The organism is Methylobacterium sp. J-001, from assembly GCF_022829565.1.
Lineage (GTDB): Bacteria > Pseudomonadota > Alphaproteobacteria > Rhizobiales > Beijerinckiaceae > Methylobacterium.
On sequence record NZ_JAKSYN010000028.1, the window covers coordinates 36,646 to 52,240 of the forward strand.

At 66.9% G+C, this 15,595-nt stretch carries 12 protein-coding genes and 1 pseudogene; 7 read left to right on the forward strand and 6 right to left on the reverse strand.

From position 1 onward, the window contains the following. Nucleotides 1-2 precede the first annotated feature (2 nt). On the reverse strand, nucleotides 3-689 hold the full coding sequence (locus MKK65_RS02090) for a Crp/Fnr family transcriptional regulator (RefSeq protein ID WP_147857045.1): 687 nt from the start codon (nucleotides 687-689) through the stop codon (nucleotides 3-5). Between the two features lie 258 nt (nucleotides 690-947). Here MKK65_RS02090 and MKK65_RS02095 point away from each other — a divergent pair, with 258 nt between their 5' ends. Beyond that, nucleotides 948-1,859 carry a UDP-3-O-acyl-N-acetylglucosamine deacetylase gene (locus MKK65_RS02095; protein ID WP_243954896.1) on the forward strand — a complete coding sequence of 304 codons (912 nt, stop codon included), beginning with the start codon at nucleotides 948-950 and terminating at the stop codon, nucleotides 1,857-1,859. Nucleotides 1,860-1,871: 12 nt separating this feature from the next. Here the strand turns inward: MKK65_RS02095 and MKK65_RS02100 are convergent, their stop codons facing one another. Continuing rightward, entirely contained in the window at nucleotides 1,872-2,939 is a 1,068-nt protein-coding gene (locus MKK65_RS02100; protein ID WP_243954898.1) for an HD-GYP domain-containing protein, read from the reverse strand. 320 nt (nucleotides 2,940-3,259) lie between these two features. On the opposite strand from MKK65_RS02100, the gene MKK65_RS02105 reads away from it, so the two are divergent. Continuing rightward, a complete protein-coding gene (locus tag MKK65_RS02105) occupies nucleotides 3,260-5,125 on the forward strand; it encodes an ABC-F family ATP-binding cassette domain-containing protein (protein WP_243954900.1) in 1,866 nt (621 codons plus the stop codon). A 161-nt stretch (nucleotides 5,126-5,286) separates the two neighbouring features. Here MKK65_RS02105 and MKK65_RS02110 read toward each other — a convergent pair whose 3' ends face one another. Beyond that, entirely contained in the window at nucleotides 5,287-6,588 is a 1,302-nt protein-coding gene (locus MKK65_RS02110; protein WP_243954902.1) for an aspartate aminotransferase family protein, read from the reverse strand. A gap of 94 nt (nucleotides 6,589-6,682) precedes the next feature. On the opposite strand from MKK65_RS02110, the pseudogene MKK65_RS02115 reads away from it, so the two are divergent. Both MKK65_RS02115 and MKK65_RS02120 read left to right on the forward strand, forming a co-directional pair. Continuing rightward, nucleotides 6,683-6,820, forward strand: a pseudogene (locus tag MKK65_RS02115) (LysR family transcriptional regulator); the annotation flags it as partial. A gap of 36 nt (nucleotides 6,821-6,856) precedes the next feature. After that, nucleotides 6,857-8,203: a LysR substrate-binding domain-containing protein gene (locus MKK65_RS02120; RefSeq protein WP_243955028.1), complete on the forward strand. Its 1,347-nt coding sequence runs from the start codon at nucleotides 6,857-6,859 to the stop codon at nucleotides 8,201-8,203. 809 nt (nucleotides 8,204-9,012) lie between these two features. On the opposite strand, the gene MKK65_RS02125 is transcribed toward MKK65_RS02120, so the two are convergent. Further along, entirely contained in the window at nucleotides 9,013-10,344 is a 1,332-nt protein-coding gene (locus MKK65_RS02125) for an MFS transporter (RefSeq protein WP_243954904.1), read from the reverse strand. Between the two features lie 184 nt (nucleotides 10,345-10,528). On the opposite strand from MKK65_RS02125, the gene MKK65_RS02130 reads away from it, so the two are divergent. Both MKK65_RS02130 and MKK65_RS02135 read left to right on the forward strand, forming a co-directional pair. Further along, nucleotides 10,529-11,593, forward strand: a complete 1,065-nt coding sequence (locus tag MKK65_RS02130) for a WcbI family polysaccharide biosynthesis putative acetyltransferase (protein WP_243954906.1) — start codon at nucleotides 10,529-10,531, stop codon at nucleotides 11,591-11,593. Nucleotides 11,594-11,667: 74 nt separating this feature from the next. Beyond that, nucleotides 11,668-12,702, forward strand: a complete 1,035-nt coding sequence (locus tag MKK65_RS02135) for an alpha/beta fold hydrolase (RefSeq protein ID WP_243954907.1) — start codon at nucleotides 11,668-11,670, stop codon at nucleotides 12,700-12,702. Here MKK65_RS02135 and MKK65_RS02140 read toward each other — a convergent pair. Beyond that, complete coding sequence (locus tag MKK65_RS02140) at nucleotides 12,671-13,405, reverse strand: dihydrofolate reductase family protein (RefSeq protein ID WP_243954909.1); 735 nt, start codon at nucleotides 13,403-13,405, stop codon at nucleotides 12,671-12,673. The genes MKK65_RS02135 and MKK65_RS02140 overlap by 32 nt on opposite strands. Nucleotides 13,406-13,486: 81 nt before the next feature. Then, nucleotides 13,487-14,452, reverse strand: a complete 966-nt coding sequence (locus MKK65_RS02145; RefSeq protein ID WP_243954911.1) for an alginate O-acetyltransferase AlgX-related protein — start codon at nucleotides 14,450-14,452, stop codon at nucleotides 13,487-13,489. A 704-nt stretch (nucleotides 14,453-15,156) separates the two neighbouring features. Here MKK65_RS02145 and MKK65_RS02150 point away from each other — a divergent pair. Then, nucleotides 15,157-15,594, forward strand: coding sequence for a GlcG/HbpS family heme-binding protein (locus MKK65_RS02150; RefSeq protein WP_243954913.1), 438 nt, complete (start codon nucleotides 15,157-15,159; stop codon nucleotides 15,592-15,594). Nucleotide 15,595 lies beyond the last annotated feature (1 nt).

The window sequence follows — 15,595 nt, forward strand, 5'->3', positions numbered from 1 at the left end:
CGTCAGGAATCCTCGCGCAATGCCTCGGCCACGCGCGCCTCGAGCAGGTCCGGCCGGCGCAGGACCAGGGCGCCGCGGGTGCGGTCGACCAGCCCCTCGGCGGCCATGGCGGTGAACTCGCGGGTGACCTGTTCGCGGCGGCAGCCGATCCGGGCGGCCAGCACATGATGGTAGGGCGGCGGCGACACGACCCGCTCCCCCGACGTGCCCGACCGCGGAACCGAGAGGCGCAGCAACTCGGCATAGAGCCGGTGCTTCAGGTCGAGGAGCGCGTGCTCCATGAGCCGGGTGTTGAGTTCGCGCACCCGCTTGGCCAGCAGACGGAACAGCCGGTCGGCGATGGCTTCGGAGGCGAACACCATCTGGCGGAACACGGCGGCCGGTACCACGCAGACCTCGCCGCGGGTCAGCGCCGTGACGTTGGCCGAGCGGCCGATACCGTCGATGGCGGCGAGCTCGCCGAAGAAGGCGCCGCCGCGCATCTCACCGAGGATCACCTCCTTGCCGGACTGGGTCCGGTTCAGGATGCGGACCTCGCCCGTGGCGATGAAGTAGACGTCCGTGGAGATGTCGTCGAAATCGACCAGCACCTCGTTCTCGTCGAAGCGGCGCCAATGGCAACGGGTCTCGAACGGACCGAGCTCGATGCCCGGATCCTTGAAGAAGGGTATGGTCCCCAACCGCGCCATCGATCCTGTCCCTTCGGCCCCGGCCTCCGTCCCTGCCCTGACGGGGCCGACCAGCAACCCTGGGCCAGCAACACTTGGGACGGGAGCTGCCCGCATCTCGGAGCCGCGCGCCGACATGGCCGCGCTCGATCGATGAGGCAAATGTGATCGTGACGGCCGCGCGCTGGCCGGTCAAGCCGCGCTTGGTTGAACAGGAGTTTATTAGCGGGAATCGGTGAGGAGGGATAATTTCCCGCGCCATGGCGCCCGACGATCCCGATGCACCAAGAGTTCGAGCTTGCAGATTTCACGTCCGGCCCGGTCATGCCGATCGGCCGGTGTCAGGCGACATTGGCCGATGCGTTCGAGCGGTCCGGCCACAGCTTGCATTCGGGCCGCTATGCCACCGTCCGAGTCTACCCGGCGCCCGCAGGGCACGGGATCGTCTTTCGGCGACGCCTGAAGACTGGCCGCACGATCGACGTGCCCGCCTTGTGGCAGTATCGGGAATCGCAGCCTCTCTCGGCGGCAATCCGGCGCGACGGTGCGCTGGTGCGCACCATCGAGCATCTGATGGCATCCCTGCACGCGCTGCGCATCGACAACGTGCTGGCCGAGATCGACGCGGACGAATTGCCGATCTTCGACGGCAGCGCGCTGCCCTGGTGCGAGGCCATCCGGGGCGTCGGCCGGGCCGAGCAGCCCTTCCCCTGCCGGGTCATCCGGATGCGCCGGACGGTGGCGGTCGAGGATGGGCGCCGCCGCATCCAGATCGAGCCAGGCGCGGGCCTTTACGTCACGGGCCATATCGCGCTGGCGCATTTCGGCTCGATGGACTGGTCCGGCCCGATCACGCCGGACAGCTTCGTGCGCGAGATCGCGCCGTCACGCAGCTTCGGCCGATACTTTCGGGCCATGGCCGGCCGCGCCTATGGCTATGCAACGGGACGGGACTTCCTGCAGGGCGTCTCACCGCGCACGGCGGCGCTCCTGATGCGCGGCCGTGTGGTCGGCGGGATGCACGTCCCGGCCGAGCCGGTCCGTCACCGCGTCCTCGACCTCATTGGCGACTTGATGCTGGCTGGCCATCCCGTGGAGGGCCGGGTCGCCGCCTTTCATACCGGGCACGAGTTGAACCACGCCTTGGTCGGGTCGCTGCTGGGCCAGACCAACGCCTGGGAGCTGGTCTGAACGGCTATTGGCTTAGGCCGTCATCCTCTGGGCCGGCTGTTCGCTGGCCACGGCGACTTGGCGGAAGGCCCGGACGAGATCGCCATCGAGCTTCGGGCCCATCGCCGTCAGGATTGCGTAGGCTTCCCGGATCGACTTCGGAGCCTTGTAAGGGCGGGTTTCGATGAGCGCCGCGAAAATATCGCAGATCGTGATCAGGCGGACGAGATCCGGAATCTCGGAAGTCCGCAGCCCGTCAGGATAGCCCGACCCGTCGAGATATTCGTGATGCGAGCGGACGGCTGCGAGCGTCCCGGCGTCGTAGCTCCCGTCGATCAGCATGGCATGGCCAATCGCCGGATGCCGATCCATCTCGATCCGCTCATTCGGGGTCAGCGGCGCCGGTTTGTTCAGGATAGCCAAGGGGATCCGCGCCTTGCCGATGTCGTGCAGCAACGCGCCCTTGGTCAGGTGATGAGCGTCGGCCTCGTTCAGACCCAGGCTCTGGGCGAAGGCTGCGGCCAAGCCGGCGACCGTCAGGCAATGCCGGTGCGTCACATCGTCGAAGCCAGCGACGATGTTCAACCAGTCGCGGACCTTCGTTTCCCGGATTGCCCGGTTGACGATGGTGGTGCCGGCATCGACAAGCGCGGCAGGCGGCGCCGTGTCGCCGCGGAAGATCGCCGCGAAGGCGGACCGCGCCTCCTCGGCGCAGCGCCGCAGGTCACCACCGTCCCCGAGCTCTGATCCGGCCTTGCTGAGGGCGGAGATCGTGTTGGCGAGCAGCGTGTTTGCCGCCGAGGCGGGAAGGCTCCGGGTGGCCCCAAGGGCGGTCGCCTGGATCTCGCCGCGCCCGAGATTGCCATGAATCAGCGCGAGGAACGGCGTGGCCCTGTCGCGCGCGACGGCGAGCGCCCGGCGCAGCCGGAGGACGGCATCCGATGTCAGCGCGCTCACGTCGCTGATGACCAGCGTGGCGCCCGTCGGCGGCTCTGCGTCGCCGTAGAGATCGTGGACGACGAGGCCCGGACCCCCGCCGAGATTGCGCACCAGGCGCTCTCCACGGCCGAGATCATCGGTCAGGATCACGGTGCGACCCAAAACGCCTCTCCCACCACACGCCTTCCGACGGGCGTACCAATCAGCGGACCGGCCTTCACCGCCCCGCACCGCAACCGGAAAAGCCAGGCTTCCGGTCAACCGCCGCTGATCGAGCGGCTCAATGTCTACGGCATGAGCACCGATGAATGTCCCATATTCGTCCGAGAGTGATGCGATTCCGTTAAAGGGACCTCCGACGTTTTCGGATTTCAGCACCACAATAAAGTTTCCGCCAATGCGACTGCTTGCTCAGCCCGGCGGCAGACGACAGCGCTGATAGGGCGCTTGCCTCCCCGGGCTCGGACGGCCAGAACGCCGCCATGCTGCGCGTCCATGACCTCACCTATCGCATCGGCGACCGCCTGATCCTCGATGCTGCGAATTTCTCGATTCCGGAAGGGGCGCGGGTGGGGCTTGTCGGGCGCAACGGCGCCGGCAAGACGACGCTGTTCAAGGCGATCCTCGGCGATCTGTCGGTGGACGCGAAATCAGTGTCGCTGCCCAAGGGCATGCGGATCGGCGCGGTCGCCCAGGAAGCCCCGGCCGGCCCGGAGACTCTGCACGCGGTGGTGCTCGCCGCCGACACCGAGCGATCCCGGCTGATGGCGGAAGCCGAGCATGCCGACGGTCTGCGTCGGGCCGAGATCGAGACCCGGTTGGTCGATATCGGCGCGCATTCGGCGCCCGCGCGCGCCGCCGCGATCCTGCACGGGCTGGGCTTCGACGCGGCCGCGCAGGCACGTCCCTGCTCGGACTTCTCCGGTGGCTGGCGGATGCGCGTGGCCCTCGCCGCCGTGCTGTTCTCCGAGCCCGACCTCTTGCTCCTCGACGAGCCGACCAACTACCTCGATATCGAGGGCACGCTCTGGCTCTACGATTATCTCGAGCGCTACCCACGCACTGCGATCATCATCAGCCACGACCGCGACCTGCTGGACACCAGCGTCGATCACATCCTGCACCTCGACCGCGGCAAGCTGACGATCTATCGCGGCGGCTATACGAGCTTTGCCAAGCAACTCTCCGAAAAGCGCATGCTGCTCGCTAAGGCGAAAGTGAAGCAGGATGCCGAACGAGCGCATCTTCAGAGCTTCATCGACCGGTTCAAGGCGAAGGCGACCAAGGCCCGCCAAGCCCAGTCCCGGGTGAAACGGCTCGCCAAGATGGAGCCGATCGCGGCCCTGATCGAGGACGACGTGCCGGTCATCCATCTGCCGAGCCCGGAGAAGCCGCTGTCGCCGCCGATCGTCGCGATGGAACGGGTCAAGGCCGGCTACGGCGACCGGGTCGTACTCAGCGGGCTCGACCTGAATCTCGCGCCCGACGACCGCGTCGCTCTGCTCGGCGCCAACGGTAACGGCAAGTCGACCTTCTGCAAGCTGATCGGCGGCCGGATGGGGCCGATCGCCGGGGAAATGCGGCGCTCGTCCAAGATGGAGGTGGCGTATTTCGCCCAGCATCAGCTCGACGAGCTGCGCCCGGCCGAGAGCGCCTACGCGCATGTGCGCACGCTGATGCCGGACGTGCCGGAGGCGAAGGTGCGCTCGGCCACCGCCCGGCTCGGCTTCGGCGCCAACAAGGCCGACACGCCGGTGGAAAAGCTCTCCGGCGGCGAGAAGGCGCGGCTGCTGATGGGGCTCGCAGCCTTCCACGGCCCGCACCTGCTGATCCTCGACGAGCCCACCAACCATCTCGATATCGAGAGCCGCCAGGCCCTGGTCGAGGCGATCAACGACTACGAGGGCGCCGTCATCTTGGTGAGCCACGACCGCTTTCTCGTCGAGGCCTGCGCCGATCGGCTATGGCTGGTGGCCGACGGCACGGTGAAGACCTTCGACGGCGATATGGACGATTACCGTCGCTTCGTCCTGTCCGGACCGGAGCGCGAGGAGACGCGCGACGCGGAGCCGGCGGGCGGCCAGAAGGCCGAGGCCCGCCGGGCCGGCGTCGAGCGCCGAGCCGCCCTTGCCCCGTTGCGGAAGAAGCTCGACGGGATCGAGGCCCGCATGGCCAAGCTCACCGCGGCGATCCAGAAGATCGACGCGGCGCTGGAGGATGGTTCGGCCTTCCGGGAGAATGCCGCGAAGGCCGGCGAGATCGCCAAGATGCGCGCGGACGCGGCAAGCGCGCTGGCCGCCGCCGAGGAGGAATGGCTGATGGTCAGCGAAGAGATCGAGGCCGCCTGAGGCATTGTTTCCAGGACTGATCACGACCGCCCCGGTTTCAAAAGGTCTCCGACCTTCTGCGGGTCCCCGGCAGAGCCCAGGTCTCTCGTGGGCCAAGCCCTGAAGTCTTGCCCCGAACACCGCCAAAGGACTTGCCCTTTGGTATCCCGGTCTTGGGCGCACTACACCGAGGCTTCGAGGGCACGCTCAAGGATGTCGACGCCCTGATCGATTTCCGCATCCGACACGGTCAGCGGCGGGGCGATGCGGAACACGCCGCCCATGCCGGGCAGCTGAACGATGTTCATGCTGAGGCCGCACTCCAGGCAGCGCCGGGTGATCGCATCCCCGAGTTCCGGCGCCGGGACCTTGGTCCCACGATCCGCCACGATTTCCATTCCTTGCAGCAGCCCGCGCCCGCGCAGGTCGCCGATGCAGGCGAAGCGCTGCTGCAACGCTCGCAGGCGCGCCGATAGCCTGTCGCCGGCTTCCGCGGCCCGAGCAGCGAGACCGTCCCGCTGGACGATCTCCAGCACCTTCAGGCCCACCGCCGCCGGAAGCGGGTCGGAGACGTGGGTGGTGTAGAACAGGAAGCCGCGCTCGTGGCAGCGTTCCTCGATCTCGGCCGTGGTGACGAGGGCCGCGAGCGGCAGGCCGGCCCCCAGCGTCTTCGACAGGGTGAGGATGTCCGGCACCACGCCGTCGCGCTCGCAGGCGAACATCAGGCCGGTGCGGCCGATGCCGGTCTGGGCCTCGTCGAGGATGAGAAGCATGCCCCGCTCGACGCATTTGCGCTTGAGGGCCGCCAGATAGCCGAGAGGCAAGTCGATGATGCCGCCCGAGCTGAGGATCGGTTCGGCCAGGAAGGCCGCGAGATTGCCGGTGGATTGCTGGTCGATCAGAGCGAAGGCGTAGTCCAGCTCGGCCTGCCAATCCGCGGCGCCGTCCCTCTCGAAGGTCGGGCGGTAGGCATTCGGAGCCGGGATCGCGAAGGATCCGACCGCGGCCGGGCCGTAGCCCTTGCGTCCGGCGCTGTAGGTCGCCGCGGCGGCGCCCGCGGTCATGCCGTGCCAGGACTGGGCGAAGCTCACCACCTCCCAGCCACCGGTGGCCAGCTTGGCCATGCGCAAAGCCGCCTCGTTGGCCTCGCCGCCGGTGGTGAGCAGCATCGCGCGCTCCAGGCTGCCCGGCGCGAGGCGGGCGAGTTCCGTGGCAAGATCGACCACCGGGCGGGTGAGCATGCCGCTGAACAGGTGGTCGAGATGCGCTGCGTGATCGGCCACCACGGCGGCGATCTCAGGATGGCCGTGGCCCAGAATGGCGCTCATCTGGCCGGAGGTGAAGTCGAGGATGGCGCAACCGTCGGCATCGTAGACGAAGCTGCCCTGCGCGCGCTCGATGATCAGTGGCGCGAAGGTCCCCCCGTAACGCACGAGATGCCGGCGCGCCCGGATCCAGAGATCGGGGTCTGCGTTTCGGGACATGGCTTGCTCCGATCCTTTGAAAGCCAGGCCATGCTAGGGACGGGAGCTCCCTCACGGTAGCTTATAGATCTGAACCGAGGCTTCAGGAATCCTGATGGCTGCGAGCCTGGACATCGACCTGTTGCGCAGCTTCGCCCACGTCGCCGAGACCGGCGCTCTATGTCGGGCCGCGGAACGGGTCGGACGCAGCCAAGCCGCGCTCAGCATGCAGATGAAGCGCCTGGAGGACATCGTGGGCCATCCGCTGCTGAGCCGGACCGGTCGCGGTGTGGTCCTGACGGTCCATGGCGAGCGCCTTCTGGTCCATGCGCGTCGGATTTTGGCCTCGCACGACGACGCCCTGGCAGAACTCACCGGTGGTCGCCTGGACGGGACGCTGCGCTTCGGCTGTCCGGACGATTACGCTGACGCCTTCCTGCCGGCGCTGCTGCGCAGCTTCGCCCAGCTTCACCCGGCCGTGGTGATCGAAGTCGTCTGCGCCGCGACGCCCCGGCTCGTGAGCCAGTACGAGCGGGGCGGCCTCGATCTGGCGCTGATCTCGGTCCCCCTCGATGCCGAGCGGGCGATCCTGCGCCGCGAGGCGCTCGTCTGGGTCGGTGCCAACGATGGCGCGACCGACTGGCCGGACCCGCTCCACCTCGCGCTCGGCGACCCGGATACGCTCGACCATCGCGCGGCGCTCGCGGCCCTGTCTCAGGCCGGGCGCAGCTACCGGATCGCCTATGCGAGCGGCAGCCTTTCGGGCCTTCTCGCTGTGGTGCGGTCCGGGCAGGCAATCGCGGTGCTCACCCGGGCCGCCGTACCCGGCGATTTGCGCGTCCTCTCGCGCACCGCCGGCTTACCGCCCCTGCCGAAGATCGGTCTCGTGGTCCGGCTCGATGAGCGACACGCCTCGCCGCTCACCCGCGCCTTCGCGGCCCATAATCCGGACCCTGCTGCCAGTTCTGTGAAGCGTCAGAACCGGTCGGACTCGCCGCCCGCCCGCCGCTCAGCCGAGCGCAGACGGACTGAACGCGCAGGCCGATATCTCTGCCCCGGATCACCGCGGCGGGAACCACTGGTCCGTGATTTTGGGCCAAACCGACACGATCTTCTTGTTATCGACATTGATCCAGTGGATATCCAAGCCCGGATGCTCGGTCTTGAAGTCCTTATAGTGCGAATCGTTGCACAGCAGGTAGAAGGTGATCGCGCTCACGAGGTTCGTGTCCACTTGGATGATGCTATCGAGATGGGCATCCCATCGCGCGGCCTCTTCCGCTTGGCGAACCGCCCTGCGCTCGACTGCGTTCGGGTCCGCCAAGGCCGGCGTATCGCTACCGGCAACCGGATGCGCTGGGTTCGCAGACGCACTGCCGGCTTCCATATCGGAACGAGCATATCCGTCGCGCGCAGTTTCAACGGCATTCTGAGCGTCGTTGGTCTGTCGCGGCTCAGACGTCTGCGGAACTATTGCAGCCGTATCCTGCCCCGGGGCTCTCGCTTGGAGAAGGGACAGGACGGCATCAGCCGTCTGTGTCGAAAGCGCGTAGGTCGGCCGCGGATCCAGCGCCACCGGCACGGGCAGCGCACTCGCGATCACCGATGCCACGCGCTCCGCAGAATGCGCCTGTAAGGGCGTCGAGGCAGCAACGGAGGACGGCCCTACAGGACTGACAGCGAACATGTTACCGGCTCCGGATGATTGGCCTAAGGCCATGCCACATGATGATCACACCTCGACGTAGATTGATTTGTCCAATCGGCGAAACGACGATGTTTGAACATTTTGTTATTGTGCTGGTTTCGCAAAAAACGAGCGGCGGATATCTCCTTCCCGGTTTCAAGCACTGCGCGTTCGAAGTTGTATTTTACCCGAAGACATCGCCGGCCACATCAGCTGGCGCGTCCCGGTTTGAAATCAGAACACGTTACACATGCATCAATATACGCAGGTCAAAAATTAATATGTACTGTCAGCCGCAATAATCTGCGCAACACAATTGTGAAATTATCGGCATCCAATGCATGGCGCACGGTCATCATGCGATCATCTTCCGAAGGCTATCGTGGCCGAGGAAGTAAAGGCTCGGACCGTCATACTCCAAGCTTTGCAATAGGCACACCGTAGCGTTGGCTTGTCAATGTGCTCTGCCGTCTAGCGGCGCACATGGAGACCTACAACAATTCCTCGCAGATAGTATTTATAACGATCGAAAGAGCGCGCTGAAAGCTCATTAACGTCGGGAAAAATTGGCGACACTGGTCCTGTGTCTCGATCCACCATCTATACCGGCCGCCCTGCAAATTGCCGCCAAACAGAAGAAATCTATGGGCTAGACGGGCAACGCGCCGGTCAGAAGGCCTGGGCCGCGGTCGAAGTGTGTATGCGCAAGTCATGAACCCGTCGCGAGAGCGTGCTCGACCCGCGAATCGGCGGCTGGCTCAAGCCCTAGCCGCCTCAGCGCTCTGAGCGCGACCACGCCCGAGCCCGATCACCAGCAGACAGCCGGCGCCCGAGAGCGCAACGAGCGGCAACAGGCCGAGCGGGTAGCTGCCGGTGGCGTCCTTGATGACGCCAAGCAGGTAGGTCCCGACGAACCCGCCGATATTCCCGATGGCGTTGATCTGCGCGATACCGGCCGCCGCAGCGCCTGCCGACAGCCATTCGGTCGACAGCGCCCAGAACGGTCCCTTCACCATGTAGGTCGCGGTGACGGCCAGGCACAGGATCAGGATCGTTGGCAGCAACTGCGTGGTGGCGATCGAAGCCGCGAGGCTTAACGCCAGCAGACCGAGCGGCAGCGCAGTGTGCCAGACACGCTCGCGCCTCCGATCCGACGAGCGGCCCCATAGGATCATCAGCACCGAGGCGATGCCGAACGGAATGGAATTCAGTAGTCCAGTCTCCAGGTTCGTTAGCCCGAACGACTTGATGATCTGCGGCTGCCAGAGTGACAGGCATTGGCTGGCGCCCGAGGCGCCTGCGTAGATCAGTGAGGCGGCGAGCACGTAGCGGTTACGCATCACCTGCCAGACCGAGAGATGGCGGGCTGGCGCCGCCTCGCCCGCGACCATGGAGGTGCGCTCGGCGGCAAGCCGGTCTTGGAGCCACGCGCTCTGCTGCGGGGTCAGCCAGCGCGCCCGGCCGGGCCCGTCGGGCAGGACCGCGAAGGCGATGACGCCGAGCAGCACGGCGGGCAACGCCTCCAGGATGAACAGCCATTGCCAGCCGCGGAAGCCGAGCATCCCGTCGGTGTTGAGGATCGACGCCGAGATCGGCGAGCCGAGGAAGCTCGAGATCGGGATCGCCACCATGAACACGGCCACGATCCGCCCCCGATAGGCTCGGGGGAACCAGTAGGTGAGGTACAGGATCACCCCGGGAAAGAAGCCCGCCTCGGCCGCACCGAGCAGCAAGCGCACCGCGTAGAACGAGGCAGGTCCGACGACGAAGGCCATGGCCGCCGATACCAGCCCCCAGGTGATCATGATCCGGGCAATCCAGATCCGGGCGCCGAATCGCTCCATAGCGAGGTTGCTCGGCACTTCGCACAGCACGTAGGACACGTAGAACAGGCCGCCGCCCAGCCCGAACTGCGCCGCCGACAATCCGATATCGTGGTTCATCTGCAAGGCGGCGAAGCCGGCATTCACCCGGTCCACGAAGGCGATGAAGTAGGCGAGCATCAGGAACGGCAGGATCCGCCAGGTCACCTTGCGCAGGGTCGCCCGTTCGATATCCGGGATTGCATCCGGCACGTTTGTCGGGGCCATCGTAATCCTCCGGGCTCTGCCACGCCCGGCTTGGATCAGAGGCGACGGGGCTTCCAGTACCAGCGCACGACAACTTCGCTCGACTGTCATGGCTCCGCATGACGCGCGGCTTCGCACCCACGATACGCCTCAATAGCCGCCGGTCCGGTTTGCCCGCGACCCGCGGACATGCGAGAGAAGCCGCATGTTGACGGTCGATAGCCTCTGGCGCGTGCGGCACCGGCTCGCGCAGATCGGGAAAAAGCGCACGGGCTCGCCCCGCATCCTGGTGGTCGGCGTCTGCCAAGCCGGCTCCATGGCCAAGGTGCTGCGCTTCCTCCTGCCCGACGCGCAGGTGGACTTCGTTTCGGCCTTCACGGCGAACCGCCGCTTCCCGAAGCTGGTCGACCTGATGGCGCATGCCGACGGCTACGACCACGTCTATTCCAGCATTTACCTACCGCGGTTCAAGGACGGCGGCACGATCGACCGGTTCCGGACCCATCCGAAGGTCCGGCTGATCCCGACCATCGTGTTCGGCGCCTACCATCCCGACCTGATCCATGTCGGCGTGCAGGATGCCGTCTCGCTCAACGGCCTGATCTCCGGGCCGATGGGACATTCGCACTCGGCGATCACGCTCTACGCCTATCTGGCGGGGTTCTCGCAGGCGCAGGCCCTGCGCCTGTTCGCGGAGCCGGTGTTCGAGCGCCTCGGCTATTTCGATCTGTGGAACGAGTCGGTCTCCTACCTGCGCGGCCTCGGCGCCCAGGCGCAGTACGATCTCGACACGCACCTCACGCGCTGGGCGCGGCGGGGCTGCTTCATGCACTCGATCAACCACACCAAGCTCTACGTGGTCGCCGATCTCGCCCGTGGACTCCTGACCAAGTCCGGCGTCGCCTATCCCGAATGCGATCTCGACGCGTTCGTACCGGACGATCTCGGTGGGCAGGGCAGCTGGCCGGTCTATCCGGAGATCGCTGCCCATTACGGCGTTCCCGGGAGCGCCCTGTTCTTCAAAGCCGAGACACGTCGCTCGGGCCCCGCCCGCACCATGACCCGGCAGGAATTCGTGGCCGCGGCCTACGCGAATTACGACCGGCGCCCGCGCGAGGCGCTGGTTTCGCAGCGCGTTCAGGGCTGGCGCAACGATCCGGCGACGGTGGATTTCTTCCGCGAGGCCGCAGGCCGCGAGATCAGTCCGATTCGCCCGGCCGAGCGTGCTCCGGCTCTCGCCGCGGGCGGCTTGGCCGGTCACGCATCCTGATTGGACGGCACAGTCTCCCCTCAACCGGCGCTCGCGCTATCCGGGCTGGGGCCTTACCGAGGTCGAAGAACCCGATGAGCCGTCAGCCTGGCAAGAGCGGTCGTGCCGGACCCTATGGCTTAGCCGCCGTCCTGACGTTCATCGGCTCGGCCGCCGGACTCGTCGGCTGGAGCCGGTTCGCCGTGAATCGGCATATGGACCTGCCGCCCGCCCTGCCCGGCCAGCTTGAAACACTGGCGACGGAGCGTGCCGGCGCGGTCTCACTCTACGGTTCGCCTGAGCAGGAGGGTGTACCGCTCCTGTTGATCCATTCGATCAACGCGGCGGCGAACGCCTATGAGGTCCGGCCTCTCTACAAGCACTACCGCACGTCCCGACCCGTCTATGCCCTCGACCTGCCGGGCTTCGGCTTCTCCGAGCGGTCCCGCCGCCCCTACACCCCGCGGCTGATGGTGGAAGCGATCCACGCGGCTGTGGCTGAGATTCGCAGCCGGCACCGGCACGGCGCGGTCGACGCCATGGCACTGTCGTTGTCGTGCTCCTACCTCGCCCGCGCGGCGGTGGAGCGTCCCGACGATTACCGCAGCCTCGGGCTGATCAGCCCGACGGGCTTCGACGCCAGGCTCTCCGGCGAGGGACCGCCGGACGGCCATCGCGGCCGCGACACCCTGCGTGACCTGCTCGACCGGCCGCCGTTCGGCCGGCCCCTGTTTGACGCGCTGGCCTCGCGGCCAAGCATGCGCTTCTTCCTGCAGAAGACATTTGGAACGAAGGATATCGACGAGGGCCTGTTCGCCTACGATTACGCCTCGGCACATCAGCCGGGGGCGGAGCACGCCCCTTATTGCTTCATCGCCGGCCACCTGTTTCCGACCGACACGACGCGGCTCTACGAAGAGCTGCGCCTGCCGGTCTGGATGGTGCATGGACGCCGCGGCGACTTCGTCGATTACCGGCTCGCGCCCCGGGTCGCCGGACGGCCGAACTGGCGCGTCATCAGCTTGCCGACCGGCGCCTTCCCCCATTTCGAGCGGCTGGACGACATGACGGCCGATTACGACGCGTTCCTGGCCGACCTCACCTGGGCGCCGCTTCGGCCACCGGCGTGATCCGGTAACGCAGCCAGACGACGCCGCCCGATAGGGTCTCACACGCAGTCAGGTCGAGCTTGCATCGGCCGCCCATCGAGTCCGCTTCCTCGCCGGCGAAGTCGAACAGGGCCGGCGTGCCGGACACTCCGTCGACCGCCGGGGCGAGCAGCAGGCTCAGCTCATCGATGACGCCGGCTTTCAGCATCGAGCCGTTGATGTGGCCGCCGCCCTCGACGAGTAGCCGCTCGATCCCGAAGAGAGCGCGCAGCTTGGTCACCGCCAGCGCGAAATCGACCGTCCTGTCGCCCGCGAACAGGTAGGACTGGCCGCCGCCCTGCAGCGCCCGCAGGTGGGCGTCCGGTACGGATTCGGTGAGCACGACCACGATGTGGTCACCCTCGATTTCGTTCCGGGCACCCCAATCCAGGCGCCCCCTGGCATCGAGGGCCACGGCGTAGCCGGACGCCCCGCGTTTCGCCACATGATCCTCCCGGGGGATCGGGTTCGTTTCGTCGATGACCGGTTCGGGCAGGGGATCGGCGCTGTCGGCGTAGCCCTGCATGGTCACCCGCCCGCACATCCAGGCATCGCCTTTCAGCTCGCCGTGGACGCGCTCGTAATAGCTGTCAGCGTCGAGGGTCTTCCAGCGGCGGACTTTGATCCGGCCATCCACTGAGGTTGTCATGTGACAGATGACGTAGGGGCGCTGTGCGTCGGCCATATCGTGTTCCGGGTTCAGGATCCGGCCGGAACGATAGGGGCGAGAACCCAGCCGGCAACGCGCGGACCGCCTTTTGCCGCGTCAGCGCAGGCCCAGAAGGCGGCGCAGCCGCTCGACGAGGTTGGGGTTAAGCTCCCGCCGCACCCGGCTTTCCGCGAAGGCGTCGACAGAGAAGCGGTCGGTGGGCACGCGCCGCAGGAAACGCTCGGCGATCTCGTAGACCACGAGATCGGGCTTCACCGCGCCGACGTAGGCCCAATCGATTTCGGCGGACCAGATCGCGTGCACCTCGGCAAAACTCTCGGCCAGCATCGCGGTGAGGCGCGGCCCCTGGTCGAAGACGTAGGAATCGCCGAACAGCACGATCCGCCGCGGGTCCGCGGCCTCAGGGTTCCGCATGACCGCACGCGATCCAACGAAGAACCCGCCCCGGCCGGCGACCCGGCCGGTCTCGCGCAACTGCACCAGCGCGTTGGCTTCGCTGCGCTGCGCCAGCCGCGGAAACGCGTGGGCGAAGTAAGTTTCGTCCACCGGCGGCTTGAGCTTGCCGCCGAGGTCGAACACGAAGCGCGCGGTCTCGCCGGTCGCCGCGAGCACATGCTTAGCCGGCGTCACGCCGAGGGCAGCGCAGAGCGCCCGGTAGGCGGCGATGTAGCCGCGATGGTTCCAGTGCGTGTCGGTCTTGAGGTAGACCGGCCCCTCCGCCCGGGCCGCCCGCAGGGGCTCGTAAAGATCGACCAGTTCGGCCTCGGTTTCCGCGAGGAGCCGGCCGAGGCGCTTGCCCGGCGGGTCATTCAGGCTGGGAAACGGCTTGTCCAGCGTGTCGGCATGGATCGCCAGTTTCTCTGGCACGACCGCGTGGACATAGGTCGCGCCGAGCGCCCTCGCCCGGCGGACGCGGGTTCCGACCAACCGGCCCCAACGGCGCAGCAGGCGCCGGGAGGCCGGGGAATCGGTGTAGAGGTCGACCAGCTCGTTCTTGCGGCCGATCCAGAACAGCCAGCCGTCCCGCCCGACCGCGATACCGCGCGCGCCTGTCTGAGCCAAAGATCCGCCATCTCTCGTCAATGCCTTCCGGCGACGCGAAGCCATGCCGTTCGCGGCCGCTGGACACAAGCCGGAAACATCGCTTTGCAGCGGAGCGTCCGATTGCGTCCTGGCCAGTGACGGAGCAGTCCTGGCATCGCTTTAGCCTAAGAGGCGTGCAGCAGGACGGCCCCGCACAGGACAGCAAGTCTTTGGATCGCCGTTGAGCACGCAGGAGCGCTGTCGATCGACGACCCGTTAGATTGAGCGGCGCATTGCCAAACCCGGAGGTGCAGTCCAGCTGGATCAAGATAAATCCCGAGCGGCTATTTATCGCCTGGTAGGCCGGCGTCATGCAGTTCCCGAACGGCATTTGGACGAAGCTGGTGTAACGCGTCCAGTCGGAAGTCGATGGCTAATGATTCCACGATACGGAGCCTGCCGGCTCCGAACTCTTCTGAATTTACGTCGCGCGGTATCTCAGCTTCGCCAGAGAGATTTGCTCGGATACCTGGCCCGGTGCAGATCTTTGGGACGTCTGAAACCCGCATCGTGGTGGAATACTCATCGCGAACGCCGGAGGCGATCGATCGCGCCGGCACGCTGCTCGGCCGGCTGATGCGCGCCGGTTAAGGCGACCCACTGCTCCACATGGTGGACCGGCCCCATCGCGATCCTCTAAGTAGGAGCGCGCCGCCCGGAGCGGCGACAGCCCGTGGAATCCGATGATCGACCTGACGCTCGAGGCCGCCCGCAGCATCGTGGACACCGCCCTGCGCGAAGCCCGCACACGCGGCCTGAAGCCGATGGCCGTCGTGGTCTACGATGCCCGGGGCGCGCTTAAATCCGTCGCCGTCGAGGATGGCACGTCGCTCCGTCGGGCCGAGATCGCCAGCGGCAAGGCCAACGGCGCCCTGGCTTTGGGCCTCGGCTCCCGGGCGATCCATGCCCGCGCCGAGGCGCAGCCCTATTTCGTCGCGGCGGTGAGCCACGTGGCGGGCCCGGCCGCACTCGTGCCAGTGGCGGGCGGCGTACTGATCCGCTCCCAGGAGGGACGGCTGCTCGGCGCGGTCGGCATCTCCGGGGACACCTCGGACAACGACGAGATCTGCGCGGTGGCGGGCATCGAGGCCGCCGGCCTGGTGCCCGAGACCGGCGCCTGAG